We start from the raw sequence: 24,923 nt of genomic DNA, 5'->3' as shown, positions 1-24,923 counted from the left end.
GTCGAAATCCTTATTTTTTCTTGATATAAGTCAATAATGCAAGAATATCAGCCGGGGTTACTCCGGGTATCCTTGAAGCTTGACCTATGGATAAAGGCTTGATTTTTTCAAGCTTTTCGCGCGCTTCTGTTGATAGATTAGGCACTTCTGAAAAAATTACGTTAACAATAGGTAAATTTTCGTATTCCTCAAATATCTGAACTTGCTCTAGCATGGAGTTTATATAACCTTCGTACTTTAGTTGTATTTCTATTTGTTCAATTACATCCGTATCGCTTATTGGTTCAGGATCTAAATGTTTCAAAGCGTTGTAACTAACTTCCGGACGTCTAAGTAATTTTGCAAGCCTTGTACCTTCTGTTAATGGTGTTGTCCCCAAAGACTGTAGTAATTCATTTACACTGGATGATGCTGGTACTTTTACGTTTTCGAGTCTTTCGATATGGTATTTGATGTTATTTTCTAAGTTTATAATTTTGTCATAGAACCATCTTGGAATCAGCCCAACTTGGTAGCCGTATTTTGCAAGTCTTAAATGCGCGTTGTCATGTCTTAATAGCAATCTATATTCTGCTCTGGAAGAGAGTAATCTGTAAGGCTCATCTACTCCCTTTGTGACTAAGTCATCTATCATTACTCCGATATAACTTTCTGAGCGCTTTAGAACAATAGGCTTTTCACCTCTTAATTTTAATCCCGCATTTATTCCTGCTATTAATCCTTGTGCTGCCGCTTCTTCGTATCCGCTTGTTCCATTGATTTGCCCTGCAAAATAAAGATTTTCAACAATTTTTGATTCGAGAGTAGGGTAAAGTTGAGTTGGGTCGATGTAATCATACTCAACTGCGTATGCCGGTCTTACGATTTTAACATTTTCTAAGCCCGGGATTGTTCTGAGCATCTTTATTTGGGCTGCATATGGTAAACTTGTGGATAATCCGTTAAGGTAGTATTCTTGAGTGTCTTTACCTTCTGGTTCGACAAATATTTGATGACTTTCCCGCTCAAATTTTACAACTTTATCTTCTATCGAAGGACAATATCTTGGCCCTTTTGCCTGTATGAGTTTTACTTCACCGTATAACGGGGAAAAGATTAAATAGTCTCTTATTATCTTGTGAGATTCAGGTGTAGTGTGGGTTAGCCAGCAAGGATAGTCTTTTTCTAATACTTTAGGCTCATTGAAATGAGAAAATGCCCACGGTTTATCGTCAGTATCTTGTCTTACCATTTTTGAAAAATCTATACTCTTCTTAAGCACACGAGCAGGCGTGCCTGTTTTAAATCTTCCAACCGTAAATCCAAGTTTAATCAAAGAATTCGTCAAGCCGCGTGCCGAAAAGTCCCCCATTCGTCCAGCTTCCATTGTCACTCGACCGATGAATATCTTTCCCCTAAGAAAAGTACCAGTCGTTAATATGACAGCTTTAGCCATATAATCTATCCCGAAGCTATCGACAACACCTTTCACCTTACCATTTTCAACAAGTATTTCCTCAACAATTCCGTATCTTATTAATAAATTTTCTTGTTCTTCCAATTTTCTTTTCATGGTTCTTGAGTAAGAATATTTATCGATTTGAGCTCTGAGTGCTTGCACAGCGGGTCCTTTGCTTGTATTTAGCATTCTTACATTTATCATTGTTTCATCAGTAGTCTTTGCCATTTCTCCACCAAGTGCGTCTATTTCGCGAACGACAATACCTTTAGCTGACCCACCAATGGCTGGGTTACAAGATGCCCATCCAATGTTGTCTGGATTACCTGTTATAAGCAGTGTTTTAAATCCCATGCGTGCGCTTGCAAAAGCAGCCTCTATACCTGCATGTCCACCGCCAACAACTATTACGTCAAATCTATAATCATCATCCGGCCGCGTGAAAAAATTCATATTACTCCTCCTTTATCTCTTTACCTCCAATGAAGACGGATACCGGTAAATTAGTAAATGGATCACCTTCGTATAAACAAAAATCGGCTAAATATCCCTCTTCTATTTTTCCAGCTTTTATATCAGCCATCCTAGCTCCGCTTTCGGTGTAAAGTTTTATCGCATCTGGTTTTGAAAAGCCCATTTTCAATGCACTTTCCAGAACATACCTTGGATCAACCGGTGAAACAGGCGAATCTGTTGAAAACGCGATATCGTAGCCAGATTGGTACATTTTTAAGAACGGATACGCCAATTCGTAACGAACGTATATTAGTATACCTAAATCTTCGTAATAAAAGTGTGGTTGGACAGATAGATAAAAATTTTTCAATTTCCCGAAATCGTCCATTTTTACAAATTGAAGATGTATGAGTCTGTGTTTTTGTTTAACGTTGTGCTTTTCCAAAATCATAATTATTTTGTTTAAAGCCTTGTCACCAATGGTGTGTATGTTCAATTGTAAGTTATTTTTTTCAGCGTAATTTATAATCTCGTCAAAGTTTTCAGGTACAGTGAATAGACCAAAATCATTAGTATCAACGTATGGTTGAAACATATAAGCAGTTCTGGCACCAAGTGAACCATCTGCGTAAATTTTTATTCCTTTGATTTTTGACATTCCAAATTCTCCGAATTCGTATTTCCAAGGTTCGTTTGTACAAAGTTTTTCAAAAACCCTTATCTGGCTTTTTTCCAAAAGTTTTTTCAGAGATTCAAAAGATATTCCATGGAAATCATCCGAATGCACTTGTGTTACACCATATTTCAGAAATTCTTTTTGACCAATTCTGAAAGCATTTTCGTAAAACTCATCACCAAAATATTTCCATACTTGGTCGATAGCACTTTCGTATATTAAATTCTCTTTGTAATTTAACTTACTTTTGAGGTAGTTATTTATCCAAGCTACATGACCACATTTTCGAACTAATATTATAGGTTTTTGAATAATATTTGCTAGTTGTAAATAATAATTTTCAGGTAACTCTTCCCAACCACGTGCAATGATAAAATTTTCTTTGACATTAGGGCTTAATATGTCTTCTATTTTTTCTTTTGACATATCATGTGTTAGAATCTTCATACCTGTGCCAATGATATGTGCGTGGGAGTCAACAAAACCGGGTAAGACAAACAGACCTGTGGCGTCAACCACAGGTCCAGCTTCCGTGTAATTATTAGCATTCACGAATTGCCCATTTTGTATAAATAAATCTTTTTTTTCAAAAGATCTCCCGTTCCAAACCAATCCATTTTTTACTATCATTTTTCATCACCTGGCTTGCAAAGTCTTAACTTAAAGATATTAAGACAACAAGCCAGCTAATTTTACTAGGTCCATATCCAATCTTTTCTTTTCTTTCAGAACCTCGTCGAGTTTGACGGTAACAATATTTCCACCTTGTAAAGCAGTCATCACGTAACTTTCTCCGTTCATAAGGGTATCGACTGCGGCTACTCCCATTCTTGAAGCTAATAATCTATCGAACGCGGTTGGAGAACCACCTCTCTGGATATGTCCAAGGATCGTTATTCTTGTTTCATAGCCAATTCTGTGCTCGAGATGTCTTGCAACTGTGTAAGCGCTTGCAGCACCTTCAGCGACCACAACAATACAATTTATCTTGCCTCTTTCTCTTTCTTGTAAAAGTTTGTTGCCTAACTCCTCGTAGTTTACAGGTACTTCTGGTATAATAATCGCTTCTGCACCTGTGACAAGACCACTAACAGTTGCTATATATCCAGAATGTCTACCCATAACTTCTATAATGAAAGCTCTTTCATGCGATGTTGCAGTGTCTTTAAGTTTTTGAATGGCATCAACAACAGTGTTTAAACAGGTATCTACACCAACACTCATATCTGTCATTGCGATATCGTTGTCGATAGTTCCTGGGATACCAACAACTGGGATTTTTTGTTCTTCTTCAAGAAACATAGCACCATGTAAACTACCTTCTCCGCCAATTACGACAAGTCCTTCAATGCCGTGTTTTTTCAAAATCTTTGCAGCCTCTGCTCTCGTTTCTTTTCTAACGAATTCTGGGCATCTGCTCGATCTGAGAATCGTTCCACCTTTTTCCATGATGCCACCAACGGAAGCAAATGTCATTTCTTCTATGTCTTCGTCTAAAAGACCTGCGTAACCTCTTTTTATTCCATAAACTTCAAGCCCTTGCTTAATACCATACCTAACAACTGCACGTATAGCGGCATTCATTCCGGGAGAATCTCCACCACTTGTCATAACAGCTATTCTCTTCAAGTCAATCGCCTCCTTTAGTTGAGCTTCAGTCAAATAAATAAGCGCCATTAATGAATTATAACACGTTTTATTGGATTAGTCTACTATCGCTTGCTATTTCTTTTTCTTTCTCACTCTTTCTTTTCCTTCCGAAAGATTGTGTGAATGTTTTAATGTTTGCACAACGTAGTAGTTCACAGTACCGCGTGGATATTCGTAATTTTTATTCATCTCGCCTGCGGGTTTGTCTGTCATAATTTCTATTGCTTCGTCTACTTCGTCAACTGTCCATATGTGGAATTTACCTTCCCTTATAGCTTCAATCACTTCATCATCGAGCACAAGATTTCTAACATTTGCCTTAGGAATTATAACTCCCTGTGTTCCTGTTAAACCTTTGAGTTTACAAATTCTGTAAAATCCTTCAACTTTTTGTGTTGTACCGCCAACAGGTTGAACGTGACCATGTTGATTAATTGAACCAGTGACTGCTATATTTTGTTTTAATGGGACTTTTGAAAGTGCGGAAATTATCGCTAAAACCTCGGCTAGTGATGCACTGTCGCCTTCTACATAACTGTAAACTTGTTCGAAGGATATGGAAACCCCTACAGAAAATGGGACTTTTCTTGCATACTTACTTCCAAGGTAACCAGTTAGTATCATAACCGCTTTACTGTGAATTTGCCCGCTTAAATCTGCTTCTCTTTGTATGTCTAATATTCCAGACGTACCAAGGTACGTTTTGGCGGTTATCCTTACAGGCAATCCAAATTCGTAATCGCCAAAGTTTACAACGGTGAGTCCATTTACTTGGCCAACGACTCTACCTGAGACATCCATCATTATATCTTCCTTTTTAAACATCTCGTCGTATTTTTCAACAATTAATTTCATTCGTTCTTCTCGTTCTTTTAATGCTTTTTTTACGTCTTCATGGTCTATATATTTGGAATTTCTTTCGTTTGCAAAATAATTGGCTTCTTCTATCAAATCAATTATAGAACCTAATCTCATCGAAAGTTTTGTTTTATCACCTGAGAGTCTCATCGAATACCAAACTGTTTTCTCAAGTGCGCTCTTCTTTAATGGCAATATTTCTTTTGATTTCACATAATCTGCAACAAAAGAAAGTAAATCTTTAACATTCTCTACAGTTGTATCGATTTCCCAATCGAGTTCCACTTTTACTTTAAAGAGTTTTTCAAAATCTGGGTCATATTCGTATAGAATTTCGTAAATTTCGGGAGTACCTATTAAAATGACCTTTAATTTTAACGGAACAGGGTCAGTTTGCAGAGATGCGATAACTGAATAGCCGTATGCCGTATCTATATTTTCTATTTCTAATTGTTTCGAAAAGAGCACCTTTTTCAGTCTATCCCAAACGAATGGATGAACAAGAAGTTCTTGAGCATCGATTATTATATACCCACCATTTGCAATGTGTAGTGCTCCCGGTTTTATAAGACCAAAATCTGTATATAACATACCATCTCGTTCTATGTATTCTATTTTTCCAAAAAGATTGTGATAAGTGGGTGTATCTTCAAAGACGACAGGTGCTGAGTTCAAAGCGGAGTTATCGACTATCAAGTTAATTGAATATGCACGTTTGAAATAGTATTCTAAATCTTGGATTTTCTTTGATGAAGTAACTTTTTCAATTATATCTTCTTTTATTCTATGGATAAATTCAATTACATCACTGTATGGATATTTCTTTTCGATATTAGAAAAAAGTTCCTCTGTTGCAAATAATAGGGCGTATCGGTTTAAGTCTCTTATCCTTTCTTTGTATTTAATTTCAAGCTTTCGAACATTTTCAATTGCTGCATCTATCAGGAGTTCAACCTTTTTTTCATTTTCTTGGTAATATCTTTTTTCATTATCACTTAATATTTCAAATTCTTCATCTTTTAATATCTTCCCATCTTTAACAGGGTAATAGTTAATACCTGTTGATGTTATTTTTATTGCAAATCCAAGAGCCGATGCTTTTTGCATCAATTCTTGGGTGAATATTTCCTGTTGTTGCTCAAAATCGTAATCTATTTCCCTCCGCCTTGCTTTATAATCTTCGCTTTCAAATATTTTTGTTATCTTCTCAGTGAGTGTTTCAACAAGTTTTTCCATATCCTTTTTTAAATCTATTCCTTTTCCTGATGGTAAGAATATCACTTTTGCTCTCATCGGATTTTCAAAATCCATAACGTAAGCTACGTCAGGTGGAACTGGTTTTCTCTGTGCATATTCATTTACAAAATGCCTAACGAAAGTCTTTCTTCCTGTTCCAGAAGGTCCAACAACGAAGATATTGTAACCTTCTCTTTCCATATCAAGTCCAAATCTTAGAGCTTTAACTGCCTTCTCACGACCAATAAATGACTGAACTTCTTTTATGTCCTCAGTCGAATTTATGTTTCCCAACATATTGCTATCAAAAGCTAGTTCTTCAACTCTAACTTTTCTCAAAGGCATTTATCTCGACCCCCTTTGGAACAAAAGAATACTTCCCATCTTCTTTTAAAGCAAAATAAGTACTTCCAGAACCCGTAAGTGCTGCTGGAAAATCTCTTCTCAAGGATTCGATTTTTTCAAGCAAGTCCATTGGTATTACTCTCTCAAAGATATTATATGTACCTTTTTTAATCATTTCGAAATTTCGTGTTTTGTAAAAATCGTACAATTCTTCTGGTGTAATTGGTGCTTTTCCAAACCATTCCGCTTTGAGTTTACTGTACGCTTCTTTTGTAGAGATAGAAAAATTTGGTAAGTGCAAATCGACTTTGAATTTACCAAAATTTGTCAAAGGCTCAACTGGAAGAATAACTTCTCCCCTTCCTTTAACGATAGCTGTACCTCCAAACAAGAAAAATGGTACGTCACTTCCAACTTTTTGTGCAATTTTTAGTGACTGCTCTTTTGATATTATTCCAACTTTTTCAAGTGCTATTATAAAACCTGCTGCGTTGCTACTGCCTCCGCCAAGTCCACCACCCATAGGAATATTTTTTTGTAAATTTACATAAACATTTTTGTTATCGCAATTTACTAGTTCCCATACGGAATTGAGAATGTTGTTTCCTATATTAACATTTGAGTTAATTAATAACTTACCTTTGCCATCGGATAACGTTATATCCATCTCATCAAATAGTGAAATGTTTTGAAAAAGAGAATTTATCTCATGATATCCATCTTGCCTTTTTCCTAAAACATCAAGGCACAGATTTAACTTTGCATATGTTCTAAGTACAATGCGGTAACTTTCGCCCATCCTTCCATCTCCTCTAAGTAATCGGATAGTTTTCTCGAACGAATTTCTATAAAATTCTCAGGTTCGGCAAGACCATGGTATTTAACATGCGCTATATACAAAACACCAACGTGGACACGGCTTACAGGATTTTCAATTTCATTTATCAATCCAATATATTCGATGTTTTCCACGGAAACATTCACTTCTTCCTTTAATTCTCTCCATAGACCATTTTTCAAACATTCTACAGGGTCAGTTGAATCTTCCACGTTTAAATGACCACCAACACCCAAAGTTATTAAGTTATGGAGCCGTTTTTCCGTTTGATTAGTTGTTCTTTTAAAAAATATATATTCATCATTTTCTTTCAAAACAATGTATGGAATTACTTGCCTTGTGGATTCATCGTATTCTGCAATTGAACGCTCAACGAAAAAACCATTTTTTAAGACCTTTAAAAATTCGTCTTCTGGTACTTTGACAACTCCCGTTTTTCCATCACATAATCTCTCAACATCAGTCGTTTTAATTACTAAGACTTTTTCATCCATATTTCCCATAACTGCAACCTCCATGAGATTAGTATTCTTTTTAGTATTCTTTTACATCGTTTATCAACAATTCTTTAGCGATATCTTTGTCTATTTTGCTTGCTATTAAACCAATTGCGGCAAATATATACCTTTCATCCCTAAATAATTTAATATTTTCTGACGGAAGTAGCTCCATTGGATGCAACCTAGAAAGATGTCTGATACTTTCAAGGGCTTCTTTTGCATATTTTGACCTTGAAAGAAATCCACCAGTACCAAAGACATATTTAACTGCCGTTAAATCTTTTCCTTCTGCTATTGTTTTTCTTCCTGTTGGTGTGTAAAGATGTTTTTTACTTCCCGCGTGTCTTCTTATACCTTGTTGCACGCAGAATGTTGCAAGTTTACTTATAAAATATTCATCCCTGTCACCTTGTGGATATGGACTAATTCTACTTAATAGTTCATCATAATCTTCAAATTGCTTTCTCAAATTTTCTTCTCCCATCATTTCTATGACGTTATGTGCGTTTACATACAAGCCCAAATCACCTTCAACAGTTCTTTTTGCAAACGGTTCAGGTGAAATCATCATCTCCTGAATTTCTGGAGAACCTTCTGTGACTGAATCGACATCTGTTGTGGCCCCACCGATATCTATTGTTAAACAATCACCGAAATGTTCGTATGCAAGTTCTGTTGTTTTCATAACAGCTGCAGGGGTTGGGATAATTTCGTAATTGACCATATCTTTTATTTTTTCCATTCCCGGTGCTTTGATTATATGCTCTGCGAAGACCTCTTTTATAACGTTCCTAGTTGGTTCAACGTTTAAGTAATCTATCCTTGGGTAAACATTCTCTGTGATGTAAACTTTCTTACCGGCGCTTGATAATATATACTCTACATGCTCAGCTGCTGCAACATTACCTGCGTAAATTATCGGAACATCTAAATCAAGTTTTGCAAGCATTTTTGCGTTATGAACCACAGTCTCGCTTTCACCATAATCTACGCCACCGGCTAATAAGATGAGCTTTGGTTGGATAGATAGAATTTTCTTCAAATGAAAATCGTCCATCTTTCCGGCAGTAACGTACTTTATTACCGCACCAGCACCAAGCGCAGCTTCACGTGCAGCCCGAACAGTCATATCGTACACAAGACCGTGAACGGTCATCTTTAACCCACCAGCTGCACTACTTGTTGCAGCAAATTTTTCCCACGAAATTTTACTACCTATTTTCTCTTCCATCTTCTTCAACGCAGTTTCTATACCTATTGTTACATCGCCTTCGTTCACAGTTGTCCAATGTTCGGCTTGTGCAATTACTTTAGGTTTAATTCCAAAATGGAAAGCTGTTAAAACAGTTGTTGTTGAACCTATTTCGGCAAATAGCAAATCAACTTTCTCAGTTTTCATACCTATCTCCCTTTCTTTAACGATTTTAAATAATTTATCCAATACAATTATACACCTTATAAACAAATTTTTCGAATGAAATTTTACGTAAAGTAAATCATCGTAGTTGTTTTAAATACCATGAATATATTGAATACTATGAAAAATCATGAAAAAAATAGAGATTTGAAGATTTATTTAATTTTGGATAATTTATTTCTTTCTGAAAGAAATATTTTCAGGTATGCTGTATTTTGTTTCACAGATTTTATATGGTATATTTTTGACAACGAAATTGTGATATACCCACACTAAAAACAGGGAGGTAGAAGTTATGAAAAAGTTTTGGCTATTAGGTATTCTTTCAGTATTGTTACTTTCTGCGGTTTTAAACTTTGCAGTTGATGTTGGTATAGTTCTTCCAACTAACGTCGAACCAAGATGGATTCAAGACGAAACAAGGTTTAGAGAACTTTTGAAAAACACGAAGTACTCTGTTGAAATTTTATTCAGCCAAGGTTCACCGGCTAAGGAAAGAGAAAACGTTGAAGCATTACTTTCAAAAGGTGCGAAAGTTATAATTATTTGTCCACACGACGCGGTTGCGGCAGCAGCATCGGCAGAACTTGCAAAGAAATCAGGAGCCTACGTTATTTCTTATGACAGACTTATCATGAACACATCAGCAGTCGATTACTATGTAACATTTGATAGTGTTGAAGTTGGTAGAGCAATGGGTAGATTCCTTGTTCAAAATGTAAAATCAGGGACAAAGAATAATCCATTGTATCTCTACGCAGGGGCACTTTCGGATAACAACTCATTCTTATTCTTCCAAGGTGCTTGGGAAATTCTCCAACCAGAAATTGCAAAGGGTACTTTTAGAATTATAAACTCCAGTGAAGCAGAAAAGGTTAAAAATAAGAAAGATTTAACGAGAGATGAAATGGCAAGAATTATAGGTCAAGTAACAACAAACTGGGACTTTAACGTTGCGAAGAAGAAAGCTGAGGATGACCTTACAAGAGCAAAAGCAACGGATAAAGGAACAGTCTACATTCTTGCACCAAATGATGGTACAGCAAGGGCTATAGCCGATGCCTTCAGAACAGATAAAGATGTTAAGGCATATTACATCACGGGTCAAGACGCAGAAAAAGCATCAGTACAATACATAATCGATGGAAAACAATCGATGACAGTATTCAAAGATACAAGAGTACTTGCTGGCGACGCAATAAAAGTTGCTCAACTTCTCTTAGAAGGTAAGAAACCAACAACAACAGCAACATATGACAACGGAAAAATTAAAGTACCAGCAATCCAATCAGAAATTCAAGTTGTTACAAAGGACAACGTTAAGAAAATACTTATCGATTCAGGGTACTACAAATCTTCAGATTTCAAATGGTAATAAAAATTTGCTATAATTCATAATTTGAGCAAGGTGGCGTGAAACACCGCCACCTTGTTCTCAGAAATTTAATAAGAAACTTTTTATATCGAAGATATTGAAAAATTTGACATGTGAGGTGAAGTTAGGGGATGAGTGAGTACATACTTGAAATGAAAAAGATAACAAAAACTTTTCCGGGTGTGAAAGCCCTTGATAATGTTGATTTCAAAGTGAAACGTGGAGAGATTCATTGCCTTGTTGGTGAAAATGGTTCGGGAAAATCAACACTTATGAAAATTCTTAGTGGTTTCTATCCTTATGGTGAATACGATGGTGAAATAATCTTTGATGGTAAAGTCCAAAAATTCAAGCATATCCATGATAGCGAAAAAGTCGGTATTGTAACTATTTATCAAGAGCTTGCGTTGATTCCAGAACTTACTGTATATGAGAATATCTTCCTTGGTCATGAGATAAAAGATAAACTCTTTATAGATTGGAACAAAACAATCAAATCAGCAATTGATGTGCTCCAGAAAATAAAGCCAGATTTAGATACTTCAAGAAAAGTTAAAGACCTTGGAGTTGGCCACCAGCAGATAGTGGAAATAGCTAAGGCGCTTACTAAAAATGTTAAATTACTGATTTTAGATGAACCTACTTCTTCGCTTAATGAAGACGACAGCGAAAATCTTTTAAAAATAATAAAAGATCTGAAAAACCATGGGGTAACATCTATATTAATATCCCATAAGCTTAAAGAGGTTATAGAAGTTGCCGACAGTATAACTGTACTCAGAGATGGAAAAATGGTTGCATACCTTGATAAAAAAGAAGAATTTACAGAAGCAAATATAATTAAATACATGGTTGGTAGAGAAATTGAAGATATTTATCCGAAGAGAAAGAAAAGAGAATTTGGTGAGAAAATTTTTGAGATAAAGAATTGGAAGGCTTTTGATCCAAAGCTTGATAGATATGTTGTTAAAGATGCTAACATGTACGTTAGAAAAGGTGAAATTGTCGGTATTGCAGGTCTTATGGGAGCAGGACGTACAGAGCTTGCTTTAAGTTTATTTGGAAATGCAAAAGATTACAAAGTTGAGGGTGAGATGTACTTTGATGGTCAGTGGAGAAGATTCAAATCACCGAGCGAAGCTATAAAATCAGGTTTTACATACCTTTCAGAAGATAGAAAAGTACTTGGGTTGATTCTAGATTTCGATGTTAAGACAAATACTACACTTGCAGGGTTAAATAAGTTAAAGAAAGGCTTATTTATAGACGAAAACGAAGAAATAATCATTGCTGAAAAATATAAGGAATCACTAAGGATTAAAACGCCGACAGTTGAACAAAAGGTTATGAATTTGAGCGGTGGAAATCAACAGAAAGTCGCAATTTCAAAATGGCTGTTTGTTAAGCCAAAATTACTTATCCTTGATGAACCAACAAGGGGTATAGATGTTGGTGCCAAATATGAAATATACGCACTGATGAATAAATTAGTTGAGGAAGAAGGAATGAGTATCGTAATGATTTCATCTGAATTACCAGAAGTTCTCGGTATGAGTGATAGGATATACGTTATGTCTGGAGGAAAAATAGTTGGTGAACTTGACAGAACGGAGGCAACTCAGGAGAAGATAATGGCAATGGCTGTTGAATATTAATTTTATTGATTAAAAATAAAAAAGGAGGATGCAGTATGGGATTTTTTGGTGAACTAAAAGTGCTTTTGAAAAAGAATATACGTGAGTACGGGATGTACATTGCACTTGGTTTTATAATGGCAATATTTACTATTCTTACAAATGGTTTGTTCTTTTCTTCAAGAAATATAAGTAACCTTTTCAATCAAATGGGGTATATAGCTGTTCTTGCTGTAGGTATGACACTTGTTATAGTTATACGCCATATCGATTTATCAGTTGGATTTATGGCAGGTTTTTTAGGTGCAATAGCTGCAAGGTTGCTTAGAGATGGTTTGCCTGTTATACCCACAATTCTTATTGTAATTGGACTTGGAACTATCTTTGGGCTTATGAATGGATTTTTAGTTGCAAATGTAGGATTGCCTGCATTTGTTGCTACTCTTGCAGGTATGATGATTTTCAGAGGTGCTCTCTTGTTATTTACGCAAAGTACAGGTACAATTATTGTAATGAACGATAATTTTAACCAAATAGGTAATGGATACATACCGGAATTGTTTAAAATTGGTGAATTGCATGGTTTAACGATAGTTGTGGGTTTGGCTATAGTTACTTTGTACATTTTGAATGAAATAAAAGTTAGAAATAACAAGTTAAAATATAACTTTGAAGTACTTTCGATGAGAATGTTTATTTTGAAAATACTTTTTGTTAGCGCAATAATATTTTATGTATTTTGGGTATTGGCAAATTATAATGGTCTTTCTTGGACATTTGTTATAACACTCCTAATAACTTTTGTGTACCATATTATGACGACTAAGACTGTACTTGGTAGGCACATATACGCAGTTGGTGGAAATCCAGAAGCGGCAAAACTTAGTGGCATAGATGTTAAAAAAATCACACTTTTTGTGTTCGGTTCAATGGGATTTTTGACTGCAATATCTGGGATTTTGTACACGTCAAGATTGCAATCAGCAACCCCAGACGCTGGTACTTTGTTTGAACTTGATGCAATTGCTGCTGCTTATGTTGGTGGTGTTTCTGCTGCTGGTGGAGTTGGTAAAGTAGCGAACTCACTTATCGGTGCATTAGTTATGGCTTCACTTATCAACGGTATGAATTTGTTAGGTGTTGGTATATCTTTACAATACATAATTAGAGGACTTGTATTGGTATTTGCTGTTGTCTTTGATATCAAGACAAGAAGCAAAGTTAGCTAAAATTAGCTGAAAGATAAATATATTTCTTTGGGAGGAATTATTTCTGAAAAAAATACTACACTCAACAATGAAAGAAAACAATTACTTTCTTATATTAAGAACGATATTTCACAACAAAACGATAGATCGTGTTAGTCTTACGAAAATAACAGGGCTATCTCCGAGTACTGTTACAAGGTGCGTTACTCAACTTCTCGAAAGAGGCGTGATAACTGAAACAAGTCGTTTAGAAGAAAAAACTGGTGTTGGAAGGAAATCAATAGGATTAGCAATAAATCCAGATGCACTAAAAGTTTTATTAGTTGATATTGGCGCTCAAAATACAAATTATGCTCTTGGAATGGCGAATGGAGAATTTGTAAAACTTGAATCGGGGAAGACACCAAATAGTTTTGATGAGATAATTGATAACGTTAATTCATTAACAAAAAGTTATAACGATGTTGAGGTAGTTGCGTTTTCCATACCCGGTATGGTTGATACAGATAACGATACTATTCTATTTGTACCAAGCAAAGGGTGGAAAAACATAAAAATAGAGATTCCAGAAAAGGTAATTTACGCAGATAACGAAGCAAATCTTGCGATGATAGCGGAAGCGTTTCAAAGAGAAGAAGTGAGAAAATCAAAAAGTTCTGTCTTTGTAACAATTAGAGAGGGACTTGGTACAGGTTTGTGGATAAATGGAAATATATTCCGTGGTCCGTCTTTTACAGCTGGTGAATTTGGTCACACGATATTTGATTTAAGTAGTAATATCAAGTGCCGTTGTGGGAACAACGGTTGCATGGAAGGTTACGTTTCTATCACCTCATACTTTGGTAAGTTGCAAAAAGATTGGGGAAAATACCTGAGCGATTTGTACTTAAGAAAGGATAAAAGAATGCAAGAATACATCGAACTATTAGCTAAAGCACTTATGAATATAGTGAATTCTATAAATCCAGAGTACCTTATAGTTGGTGGTGAATTGTCGGGACTGCCTTTGGATTTTTACAAAGATTTGGAATACAAATTGAAATCGAAAGTGCTTGAACATTCAGCAAGTATATTAAAAGTTCTGCCAGCAACCTTTACACATGATACTTACTTATATGGTGCGCTTTATGCAGTTATTGAAGAATATTTCATACCAAATGTTATAACACTTATAAGTTAAACTTGTATAGCTAAAAACAAGCTAAAAACATAAAGCCCAGGTTAACCCTGGGCTTTGATTTTATAATTTGGTAATTTTCGCTATCTATTAGAATTTTACTTCTGGTGCGTTTTCTGCACCTGGTTTTGCTTCAAAGTACTGTTTTTCTGTAAATCTACTACCGGCAATTAAGAAATATGGGAATTTTTTGATCAATGTGTTGTATTCTTTAACCGCTTCGTTGTAATCTTTTCTTGCAACTGCTATTCTATTCTCTGTCCCAGCAAGTTCGTCCATGAGCTGTCTGAAATTTGCATCTGATTTTAACGTTGGATAATTTTCAACGATAACAAGTAATCTCGATAGCACATTCGAAAGTTCGGCATCTGCTGTTGCTTGTTCTTGAGGTGTTTGCGCACCGGCAAGTTTTGCTCTTGCGTTTGCTATGGCTTCAAAGATTTCTCTTTCCTGAGCTGCGTAACCTTTGACCGTTTCGACAAGGTTTGGAATCAAGTCAAGCCGACGTTGGAGTTGATTTTGAATTTGACTGTACTTTTCATTAACATTTTGTTCCAAAGCGACCATTTTGTTATACGCACCGATTATCCAAAACACTATAATTAAGATAACAACAACAATACCTAAAATTACCAAAACACCTTTTTTCAAAAAATCGCCCCCTAAGTGCAGTATAGTTATGTACACTAAAGATTATACCACAACTTATGTTTTTTTACTAAAATAATGTTATTTCCCTTTTTTCATCAACTCTTCCTATTATATCTCCAAAGCACTCGCTAGCAACTTCTTCTGCATTTTTTTCATCTGTAACTAATATCATTCCATAGCCCATGTTGAATGTTTTTAACGCTTCTTCAGTTTCTACGTATTTTAATATCCATTTTATGTATTCTGGTAATTTAATTGAAATACTCCAGCCTTTATCTTTGATTATTCTTCTAAGCGCTCTTAGTATTCCTCCTCCGGTTACGTGCGCTATAGCTTTAACTTTGTCGAATACTTTTGGTACTTCTTTGTATATTTTTGTTCCAGCTAATAAATCAAATGGTAAATTGCTTATATCTATATTTTCATCTGACAGTATCTTTCTTATCAAAGACCACCCATTTGAATGAAATCCACTTGCTTTGAGGCCTATTATGACATCACCGAATTCTACGCTTTCTACAGGAATTCTTCTTTGAAGTACACCAACGCAGAAACCTGCGACATCCCAATCTTTTTCGGTATAAATTGAAGGTATTTCTGCAGTCTCTCCCGCAACTAAAGCCATATCTAGTCTTTCGAGTTCTTCTTTGAGGGACTTTATGAACTCATAGTGAGGTTTGTCTATGTGGTGTACACCTAAGTAATCTACAAAAGCCTTAGGAATAGCACCTGTGCAAATTATATCGTTGTAATTCATTCCAATCAAATCTTTTGCTGCATCGTTCCATCTTTGATGTTCTATATGGAGCAGGAGTTTTGAACCAACTCCATCAGCTGTTAAAACGACTGGTGGATTTGTAAAATTAAGTATCGTTGCGTAACCGGTTGGTTCTTTCATAACCCAGTCTGGAAAGTTAATAATCGATTTTATGTAATCTGTAAACTCGTCGTTTCTTGTAACGTCTACACCTGAAGATGAATAAGTGTATTTCATTGTACTCACTCTCCTTGATAAAGCGCTATATCGTTTCTGTAAAACATTCCTTCGAATTTCACTTTTTCTATATTTCTATATGCTTTCTCACGTGCCTGGGAAAGTGTTTTTCCAATGCCAATTGAATGCAAGACTCTTCCACCATTAACGAGTAATTTTCCATCTTTTTCAGTAACTCCTGCGTAAAATATCATCCAGTCTTCGCATTCATCGTTTTCTATATAGATTTCCTGACCTTTCATAGGATTTTCAGGATATCCTTGCGATGCCAAAACAACATCTACAGAATAATTATTTGGTGTGTATTCTTCGAATCTTTCATTATTAAATGCTTTTAATATATTTTCAACAAATTTTCCTGGATCCATTGCGACAATTACTTCAGTTTCCGGATCGCCTAATCTAACATTGTATTCTAAGACATAAGGTTCATCATTTACAATCATCAAGCCTATGTAGAGAAAACCACGGTAATATATGCCATCTTCTTTTAAACCGTTAAGGGTTTTTGAAAATAGATTTTTGATTTTCTCTTTCAACTTGCTATCAATTTCAACAGGACCAAATGCCCCCATACCACCTGTATTGGGCCCTTCGTTGTTTGTAAACGCGCGTTTATAATCTCTTGTAAATGGTAGCAAAGCAAAATCTGTACCATTTACAATTGCTATTGCCGAAAGTTCCCAACCTTTTAAAAATTCATCCACAACTACTGGACCTTTTACATTCGGTATCAGTTGCCCTTTGATTAGTTTTTGCCCAATATCCATAGCTTCATCGAAAGTGTCGCAGATTACGACACCTTTACCTTGTGCAAGGCCATCGGCTTTTATCACGTAAGGCGGTTTGAATGCTTTTAGAGCGTCATATAGAGATATTTCGTCAGTTGCTATTTGAAAATTTGCGGTTAGAATGCCGTGTTTTTTCATAAACGTCTTTGCAAAGCACTTTGAACCTTCTAATCGCGCACCTTTTGAATCAGGTCCAAAAACATTTGCTTTTCCATCCGCTATGCCTTTAACTAAGAACTCTTCAGAGCCAGGAATGACCATATCAAAATTGCTCAATTCGTCAAAGTTATTTATTTGAATATTTTTTCCTATATTTTTTGTTCCAGCATTACCGGGATAAAAATACACATCAAATCCAAATTTTTTAAATGCCCATCCTATTGCGTATTCCCTACCACCGCTTCCAAGTATGCAAATCCTCTTTACTTTCTCCTTTAAATTCTCCATTGTTATTACCCCTCTTCGATTTTTCATTTAGTTTCAATGCCTAAAAACTCTGATAGGTGATTTATAATACGTTATCCCTTTACTTTTTGCAAATTCCAATACTTCTTCATCACGTATAGAGCCAAGCGGAGCAACAACACATTTAACTCCTGCGTTTATAAGTATCTCAAGCCCGTCTGTAAACGGAAAGAACGCATCAGAAGCCGCTATTGAACCATATGCTTTTTCACCTGCTAAAGTGGTTGCTATCCGGCAAGATCTTTTTCTCGATGGTTGCCCACCGCCTATGCCTACTGTAACACCATCTTTAACAAGGACTATTGCGTTTGATTTAACTGCTTCGGCAACAATGAGAGTGAATTTTACTTCGTTTAAATTGAATGGTTCACCAAATAACAATTCAGGTTCGCCTTCAAACTTTCTTTCAGAAACGACAAGCCCACCAAATGCCACTTTGCCAGCGTAGGGTGTATACTCTTTTGGTTTTATAAGTCGTACCTTTTTATTGCTGAGATATTCAATTGCATCAGTTGTGAAATCAGGTGCAACGATAACTTCAAGGTATGTTTTAATAGATTTTGCCATCTCCAATGTGAATTCAAAACTTGTTGCTAATATCCCACCATAAGCTGATTCGCTATCAGCTTCTATAGCTTTTTTAATGCATTCTATCTTATCTGCTTCATCAAAGCTCTTTAAATACGCGGTACCACACGGTGTTTGGTGTTTGATAACACAAGCACCACCACCCACAAGTTTTAAGTTCTTTGCGAGTACCCAAGCAGCTTCCGCATCCAATATGTTGTTGTAGGATAGCTGTTTACCTTCGTGTAAAACTTCAAATGATAACTCTCCGTAAACGTATGCTCTTTCGTGTGAGTTTTCTCCGTAGCGTAACTCAACACTATTTTTGTGAAGTTCAATCTTATCTTTTCCTAATTCTACATTTCCAAGATTTACCAATGTTTTTTGTTCTCTTAATTCATCCATCTTTACTTCCCCCCACGTTTTAATGTTTTTAATAGTTTTTATTAAAAAGAACCTTCCTATTTTCTATTCTGTAATCCGAGTAAAGTAGTTTTTCAATAACTTGCCAATAATATTCATGTTCAAGCTTATGGATTTCTTCTTCAAATTGCTCAAAGGACCATTCATCTTTAACTTCTATAGCTTTTTGGAAAATTATTGGACCTGTATCAACACCACTATCGACAAAATGAATTGTTATGCCAGTAACCTTAACTCCGTACTCATACGCTTGTTTGATACCTTCTTTACCGGGAAAAGATGGAAGTAACGATGGGTGTATGTTAACAATTTTAGGAAAGTATTTTTTTACTATATCTTCCGGTATTATTCTCATAAAACCTGAAAGAACAATCAAATCCGGTTTAACGTTATCCAACACTTCTTCGAAATGAACATACCAAGGTTTATTTAGCTTTACAAATGGTATATCAAGTCGTTTTGCCCGCTCTATTGCGTAGCATTCTTTATCGGCAATTAATAATTCTATTTTTGCTTTAAGTTTGTTTTCTAGGCTTGCTTTTACTAACGCTTCAAAGTTACTTCCACTTCCAGAAGCACATACAACTATGCGGGGTAGTTCAGATCGAAACAGCCCATGCATATCCCTTTCACCCCGCTTTCTTCAAATACTTTTTTGTAATTCTCAACAGAAAGGTAGAATAATTTATCAGCTCCAACATACGCTTTAAGATTTTCTATATCTCTTTGGGAAGCTATTAGCTCACTTCGTCTTGACGTGTCGATTCCGTAATTACATGGTCCAACAACAGCTGGCGAATGGATGCCGACGTAAACTTTCTTTGCTCCGGCTTCTCTTACCATTTCTACGATTACTTTCATAGTGGTACCTCTTACAATGGAATCGTCTATTAGTATAACTTCTTTGTCTTGAACAACCGATGAAAGCGGAGAAAGTTTTCTTCTAACGATATCTTGTCTGTTTTTTGGCATAATGAAACTTCTACCGATGTAATGATTCCTGATAAGTCCATAATCTATCGGAATTTTTGAAGCCGTGCTGTATCCAAGTGCTCCTGAAAATCCGCTATCCAAAACAGGCACGATAACATCACCAATCACTTTATGTTCTTCAAAAAGTTTCATTCCAAGCTTTTTTCTAATCTCATGTACATTTACACCGTAAAAATTACTATCTGGACGTGCGAAATAAACAAATTCAAAAGAGCAAAATCTATCGTTTCTTTGACCAAAATAAATTATTTCCGGAGAATTTCCATCTGTGAAGAAAACTATACTCCCCGGCTCTATTTCTATGATGTCTGTGCATCCTATTGAACTTAACGCAGAATCTTCCGAGGCAACAACGTAACCGTTGTTGAATTTACCATAGAAGAGAGGTCTTATACCAAATGTATCCCTTGCTGCGGCAAGAAAAGTATCGTGGAGCATTACAATAGAGTATGCAGCTTTGATTCTGGATAGGGTCCATTGGAGAGAATCTTTTGGACTACGGTATGGGGCTATTGAAAAGTAATGGATAAATATTTCCGAATCTAATGTAGTAGAGAATATACCGCCATTTTCCATTACAAATTTCCGTCTTTCGTCAGCATCGACGATATTTCCGTTGTGTGCTAAGGCAACTCTTCCTTTGAAGGTATGAGCGATAAGTGGTTGGATTTCGTCTATAGAACCGTATGTAGAATATCTGACATGACCTATAGCGCAACTTCCAGGGATAAATTTTTCATCTGTTATTACATTTTCGACAAGTCCTTCGCCTTTGATGCTTTTGAATCCATTCACTACTATACCAGCCGATTGCTGGCCTCTGTGCTGTAATGCTAATAATAAATCATGAACAACGTTGTAAGAATCTTCAACGTTCCATGTCCCTGCTATACCACACATAATTTTTACCCCCACGGAATTTTTGATTTTTATTCTTTATTTGTAATTTTTTATTGTTTTAGGTTTTTTTAAAACTGCAGAGGGACCCCATTGGTCCCTCTGCTAAATTTCATTTCACATTTGGTATGAGTATTTTTAGTATATCTTCATTTTTAATCCTTAAATACCCTTCTTGAAGCTCTTTAAAGGCTATGCTTACAGAGTATCCATCCGGAGTTTCAACAAAAGGCTTAGCGAAGTCATTTATTGCCTCGGCTCTCTTAGCAACAACGATAGGAATTGCGTATTTATATGGAATTTTCTCAAGTAATTTATCGTATTGTATAACGAGTTTACTCAAGTTTACTCACCTCCGCAGGTCCATATTAACATATTTCATAAACGATTATATTATATTAAACGATGTTTATCAATACTAATCAATGCTAATTAATTTTTTTACTTTTGTTAAGTTTTTTTGTCGTTCATACCTTAACCTTTCAGCATATATTATCGAAGAGAGATTATGTATGGATTCTTCAAGATCTTCGTTTACAATGAGGTATTCAAATTCTGGTATGAATTTTAATTCATTCTTTGCCGTTTCCAATCTTCTTTTTATTTTGTCTTCCGTTTCTGTACCTCTTTTTTTAAGTCTTTCACTTAGTATCCCATAACTTGGAGGAGCGATAAATATAAATTTTGCACCTTGCCAATTTTTTTTAACTGTTAATGCACCTTGAACATCTATATCAAGTATAACATCAAAGCCTTTCTTTATATTCTCGGTAACAAATTGAGCGGGGGTTCCATAATAATTATCATGTACTCTTGCCCATTCAATGAATTTGTTCTCCTCGATCATTTTCTGAAACTCTTCATGTGATACAAAGAAATAATCAACACCATGGACCTCTCCAGGACGTTGCTTCCGTGTTGTACAAGATATAGAAAAAACAACACGGTCAACTCTTTCCAAAACTGACCTTATGATACTCGTTTTTCCAACGCCACTAGGTCCGCTTATCACAAATAATATGCCTTCTGAAATTTCAGCTTGTTCAATTTGTTCAATCGAACTGCTGAACATACTTTAGCCCTTTCTTATTTTTTCGAGCTGTTTTTCAATTTCAACCATTGATTCAATGAATCTTTGTGCAATTGTTTCTGGTTGAATTGCGCTTAGGATTATATGGTTCGAGTCTGTTATGAGTATTGACCTTGTCTTTCTACCATATGTTGCATCTATAAGTTTACCTTCTTCTTTTGCATCTTCCTTTAATCTCTTTAATGGAGCGCTTTCTGGATTAACGATTGCGATGACCCTGTCACCTGCAATTACGTTACCAAAACCGATGTTGATTAAACCAAACATAGGTAACACCTCCTAAGTATTGTGGGTTTTTACTATTTCTAAAGTTTATTAGAAGAAATTATTCTATATTCATTATTTGTTCTTTGAATTGAGATATTACATATTTGCCTTGGAGCGCGAAATTACTTATTTCTAATGACCTGCTTTTTGAAAGGATAGTATTAAACTCCCTTTGTATCTCTTGAGATAAAAAGTTAAGCATATCTCCAACTGGCTCATCTTTTTTCAGAAGTTCTCCGACACGTTGCAGGTGACTTTTTAGTCTTGTCAGTTCCTCACGAATATCAGCCCTATCTGCTATTATTGCTACAGCGTTCTCGAATAATTCTCTGTTTATTTCAACATCATCCGGAAGTATTTCTTTCATGTTGTTGCGAATTTTTTCGGCAACGTATTTTGGTACATCATCTGCTTTTTCAGAGATTTTTTCAACCAGTTCTTCCATCTCTTTGACCATTTTAACCAAGTCGGCTGTAATTTTTTGCCCTTCTATTTTCCGTTCTTCTATGAGTTTAATCAACGCATCGTCAAGTACTTTAATGACAGCATTCCATGCAGATTCAATTTCCTCGTTTGAAAGCTCAAATTGAAAAATATCTCTAAAGCTTAATAAATGACTCAATTCAACTGGAACGGGTATACTAAGGTTTTCCCTAATTTCAGATAATAAGTCATAGTAAGTTCTGACTAATGTATGGTCAACTGAGATTTGAATAGGTTTAATGAACCTTAACCATATTCGAACGGAAACTTTACCCCTATTTATGTACTCTTTGACCTTTGAGAAAATGTCAAGTTCTTTGGAATTTAAAAAATACGGCAACGAGACGTCTATATTTAGTCCCTTAGAATTGAGAGACTTAATTTCACACGTAATCTTATAATCATCAACAATTGTTTGGATTTTTGAATATCCAGTCATACTTTTAGGCATGTATTTTCCTCCAAAATTCGTAAATTCCAGAGATTTAATCTTTGTATTTAATATTATACACGATAATTCCAAAAAATCCAAGTATTTCACAAAAAATTAAAAATATGTGCAGAAGTTACCCTTCTGCACATTTATTCTATTATTTACAACTTAGTTTGTCGAGAATTGTTTCAGCAATTTTTTCTCCACTCAAACCATAAATTTCAAATAACAATTTAGAGTCGCCTGAAACAGGGAATTCCGAAAGTCCAAGTTTTATGAATTTACCTGGCAGTATACCAAGCTCAAAATATTTTTGAGCAATTAAACTGCCCAATCCATTGAGTACGTTATGGTCTTCGACAGTAACTACGAAATTTGAATATTTTTTCAAAATATTTTCGTCTAAATCATATGGGCAACTAACATTTATTACTGCAAAATTTATGCCTTTTGATTTAAGAATATCATGAGCTTTTAGCACGTTTGGGACGACGGACCCAAGACAGTAAATTACTCCATCATTGCCTTCACGTAAAACGTCCATCTTACCGTACTCAAATTTATAATTTTCATCGAAGAAAATTTTACCGTCTTCTTTTCTAATCGGTTCAAGTTTACTTCTTCCCATCGCTATTACATAATTGCCGTATTGACTTGCGACATATCTAACAGCTCTATCTGTTTGGTTTGGATCTGCTGGAACGATGACTTTAAAGCCATACCATGCCAATGGGGCACCTATATAATTAAGTGCGTGGTGTGTTTTTCCATCTTCTCCGACATCTATTCCACAGTGTGTTACAACAACCTTTAAGTTTGTATTGTTAATTGCATTTAATCTGTGTTGATTGAATGTTTCATCTACGCCAAATACGCCAAAATCTGCAAAGAAAGTAACTATGCCATCAGCTGATAAGGCTCCCGCAAGTGCTGCTGCGTTATGCTCTTGAACGCCAAGTTCAACGATTCTATCTGGTCTTTCCTTATCAAGAAAATCTAATTTTACAGAACCTTTGAGGTCGCAATCGACTGCAACAACGTTATCGTTTATCGTTGCAAGGTCAGCGATAGCCCTTCCAAGTGCACTCCTATTATCTGTTGATTTGTCATATATCCTTGGAACTCCGTTATTTATATTTATCTCATAAGAAAGTTTAACTTTTTCATGAGCTTTAACAGGCAATTTCTTTCTCAATTCTATATATTTTTCTACGTCGTTTTCTATACCTAATTGTTGTAATGCTTTCTCAAGTTCATCTTTACTTAATGGTTTTCCATGGTAGTCAGGTTTGTCTTCCATAAAATCAACGCCTTTTCCGATGGTTGTATGAGCAATTATAGCAGTTGGTTGTCCATCGTTTTTCGCTATTTTAAGAGCGGAAAGAATTTGTTCGTGGTCGTGCCCATCTATTTCTATTACTCTCCATCCAGCTGCTTCAAATTCCGACTTTATATCAACGTACATTACTTCATGAGCATGGCCACTAATTTGGATATCGTTGTAATCTACCATGACTGTTAGATTGTCAAGATTGTACTTTCTTGCTGTTCTTCTTGCCTCTTGCACTTGTCCCTTTGCACTTTCACCATCACTCATGACCACAAAGACGTGATAGTCTTTATTTTTGTATTTTGCAGCTAACGCAAACCCTACACCGGCGCTAAGCCCTTGTCCTAAATTTCCAGTTGTCCACTCGACACCTGGTATACCACGCGTTATGTGTCCTTCAAATATTGAGGCTGGATGTCTGAAACCTGCGATTACTTCTTCCCTGTTTACAAAACCATACGCTGCGAGTGTCGAATAAACACCTGGTGAGATATGGCCATGGCTAATGACTATTCGGTCTCTATTCTCATTCCAAGGATCTTTTGGAAAGACATTTGCAAAAGAATAGAGCGTTACTAAAATATCGATGGAAGACATCGAACCTCCGGGATGACCGGAATTCGCAACGTAAGTCATCTTGAGTATGTCGCCACGACACTGTTTTGATATCTCCTTGAGTTTTTCTAAATGGTCTGTCACTATAATCCCTCCATGTCTTAAATATTTCAGTT

Annotated in this window: 22 protein-coding genes; 4 read left to right on the top strand and 18 right to left on the bottom strand. The window is 35.7% G+C overall.

The features are described from left to right. Nucleotides 1-10 precede the first annotated feature (10 nt). From mnmG to AS161_RS04190, 7 genes are all read right to left on the bottom strand, one after another. A complete protein-coding gene (gene mnmG / locus AS161_RS04220) occupies nt 11-1,891 on the bottom strand; it encodes a tRNA uridine-5-carboxymethylaminomethyl(34) synthesis enzyme MnmG (protein WP_164541892.1) in 1,881 nt (626 codons plus the stop codon). Between the two features lies 1 nt (nt 1,892). After that, nucleotides 1,893-3,200: an amidohydrolase family protein gene (locus AS161_RS04215; protein ID WP_164541891.1), complete on the bottom strand. Its 1,308-nt coding sequence runs from the start codon at nt 3,198-3,200 to the stop codon at nt 1,893-1,895. Between the two features lie 39 nt (nt 3,201-3,239). Beyond that, nucleotides 3,240-4,199 (bottom strand): 6-phosphofructokinase, encoded by a 960-nt coding sequence (gene pfkA / locus AS161_RS04210; RefSeq protein ID WP_164541890.1) that lies wholly within the window; start codon nt 4,197-4,199, stop codon nt 3,240-3,242. A gap of 93 nt (nt 4,200-4,292) precedes the next feature. Continuing rightward, entirely contained in the window at nt 4,293-6,659 is a 2,367-nt protein-coding gene (locus AS161_RS04205) for an ATP-binding protein (protein WP_206518764.1), read from the bottom strand. Further along, a complete protein-coding gene (gene ispE / locus AS161_RS04200; RefSeq protein ID WP_011994789.1) occupies nt 6,640-7,458 on the bottom strand; it encodes a 4-(cytidine 5'-diphospho)-2-C-methyl-D-erythritol kinase in 819 nt (272 codons plus the stop codon). The genes AS161_RS04205 and ispE overlap by 20 nt, the downstream gene beginning before the upstream one ends. After that, a complete protein-coding gene (locus AS161_RS04195) occupies nt 7,413-8,000 on the bottom strand; it encodes a DNA mismatch repair protein MutT (protein WP_011994790.1) in 588 nt (195 codons plus the stop codon). Before AS161_RS04195 ends, ispE begins: the two co-directional genes overlap by 46 nt. A gap of 31 nt (nt 8,001-8,031) precedes the next feature. Next, nucleotides 8,032-9,396 (bottom strand): GlmL-related ornithine degradation protein, encoded by a 1,365-nt coding sequence (locus AS161_RS04190; RefSeq protein WP_041257241.1) that lies wholly within the window; start codon nt 9,394-9,396, stop codon nt 8,032-8,034. Between the two features lie 313 nt (nt 9,397-9,709). Here AS161_RS04190 and AS161_RS04185 point away from each other — a divergent pair, with 313 nt between their 5' ends. The 4 genes from AS161_RS04185 (at nt 9,710) to AS161_RS04170 (ending at nt 14,811) form a co-directional block, all read left to right on the top strand. Next, nucleotides 9,710-10,789, top strand: a complete 1,080-nt coding sequence (locus tag AS161_RS04185) for a sugar-binding protein (protein ID WP_164541889.1) — start codon at nt 9,710-9,712, stop codon at nt 10,787-10,789. A 131-nt stretch (nt 10,790-10,920) separates the two neighbouring features. Beyond that, nucleotides 10,921-12,444, top strand: a complete 1,524-nt coding sequence (locus AS161_RS04180; protein ID WP_164541888.1) for a sugar ABC transporter ATP-binding protein — start codon at nt 10,921-10,923, stop codon at nt 12,442-12,444. Between the two features lie 35 nt (nt 12,445-12,479). Then, on the top strand, nt 12,480-13,652 hold the full coding sequence (locus tag AS161_RS04175; RefSeq protein WP_011994794.1) for a sugar ABC transporter permease: 1,173 nt from the start codon (nt 12,480-12,482) through the stop codon (nt 13,650-13,652). A 67-nt stretch (nt 13,653-13,719) separates the two neighbouring features. Then, the gene (locus AS161_RS04170) at nt 13,720-14,811 is read left to right on the top strand and encodes an ROK family transcriptional regulator (protein WP_164541887.1); all 1,092 of its coding nucleotides are present in this window, start codon (nt 13,720-13,722) and stop codon (nt 14,809-14,811) included. Nucleotides 14,812-14,898: 87 nt separating this feature from the next. Here the strand turns inward: AS161_RS04170 and AS161_RS04165 are convergent, their stop codons facing one another. The 11 genes from AS161_RS04165 to AS161_RS04115 all read right to left on the bottom strand — a co-directional run bounded on the left by AS161_RS04165 (nt 14,899) and on the right by AS161_RS04115 (nt 24,891). Beyond that, a complete protein-coding gene (locus AS161_RS04165) occupies nt 14,899-15,459 on the bottom strand; it encodes a LemA family protein (protein WP_011994796.1) in 561 nt (186 codons plus the stop codon). Between the two features lie 67 nt (nt 15,460-15,526). Further along, the gene (locus AS161_RS04160; protein WP_011994797.1) at nt 15,527-16,453 is read right to left on the bottom strand and encodes a phosphoribosylformylglycinamidine cyclo-ligase; all 927 of its coding nucleotides are present in this window, start codon (nt 16,451-16,453) and stop codon (nt 15,527-15,529) included. A 5-nt stretch (nt 16,454-16,458) separates the two neighbouring features. Further along, entirely contained in the window at nt 16,459-17,691 is a 1,233-nt protein-coding gene (gene purD / locus AS161_RS04155) for a phosphoribosylamine--glycine ligase (protein ID WP_164541886.1), read from the bottom strand. A 33-nt stretch (nt 17,692-17,724) separates the two neighbouring features. Further along, nucleotides 17,725-18,681: a phosphoribosylaminoimidazolecarboxamide formyltransferase gene (locus AS161_RS04150; protein ID WP_241241330.1), complete on the bottom strand. Its 957-nt coding sequence runs from the start codon at nt 18,679-18,681 to the stop codon at nt 17,725-17,727. A gap of 28 nt (nt 18,682-18,709) precedes the next feature. Then, nucleotides 18,710-19,321, bottom strand: a complete 612-nt coding sequence (gene purN, locus AS161_RS04145) for a phosphoribosylglycinamide formyltransferase (RefSeq protein ID WP_011994800.1) — start codon at nt 19,319-19,321, stop codon at nt 18,710-18,712. Continuing rightward, nucleotides 19,285-20,592: an amidophosphoribosyltransferase gene (gene purF / locus AS161_RS04140; RefSeq protein WP_011994801.1), complete on the bottom strand. Its 1,308-nt coding sequence runs from the start codon at nt 20,590-20,592 to the stop codon at nt 19,285-19,287. Before purF ends, purN begins: the two co-directional genes overlap by 37 nt. A 109-nt stretch (nt 20,593-20,701) precedes the next feature. After that, nucleotides 20,702-20,932: a DNA-directed RNA polymerase subunit omega gene (locus tag AS161_RS04135; RefSeq protein ID WP_011994802.1), complete on the bottom strand. Its 231-nt coding sequence runs from the start codon at nt 20,930-20,932 to the stop codon at nt 20,702-20,704. Between the two features lie 75 nt (nt 20,933-21,007). Then, nucleotides 21,008-21,661: a guanylate kinase gene (gene gmk, locus AS161_RS04130; RefSeq protein WP_011994803.1), complete on the bottom strand. Its 654-nt coding sequence runs from the start codon at nt 21,659-21,661 to the stop codon at nt 21,008-21,010. A gap of 3 nt (nt 21,662-21,664) precedes the next feature. Then, nucleotides 21,665-21,946 (bottom strand): DUF370 domain-containing protein, encoded by a 282-nt coding sequence (locus tag AS161_RS04125; protein WP_011994804.1) that lies wholly within the window; start codon nt 21,944-21,946, stop codon nt 21,665-21,667. Nucleotides 21,947-22,004: 58 nt separating this feature from the next. Next, nucleotides 22,005-22,880: a YicC/YloC family endoribonuclease gene (locus AS161_RS04120; protein ID WP_011994805.1), complete on the bottom strand. Its 876-nt coding sequence runs from the start codon at nt 22,878-22,880 to the stop codon at nt 22,005-22,007. Between the two features lie 139 nt (nt 22,881-23,019). Beyond that, nucleotides 23,020-24,891, bottom strand: coding sequence for a transketolase (locus AS161_RS04115; protein ID WP_164541885.1), 1,872 nt, complete (start codon nt 24,889-24,891; stop codon nt 23,020-23,022). Nucleotides 24,892-24,923 lie beyond the last annotated feature (32 nt).

It is taken from the genome of Fervidobacterium sp. 2310opik-2, assembly GCF_011057735.1.
Classification (GTDB): domain Bacteria; phylum Thermotogota; class Thermotogae; order Thermotogales; family Fervidobacteriaceae; genus Fervidobacterium; species Fervidobacterium nodosum.
This window is presented reverse-complemented; position numbering and strand designations above follow the sequence as displayed.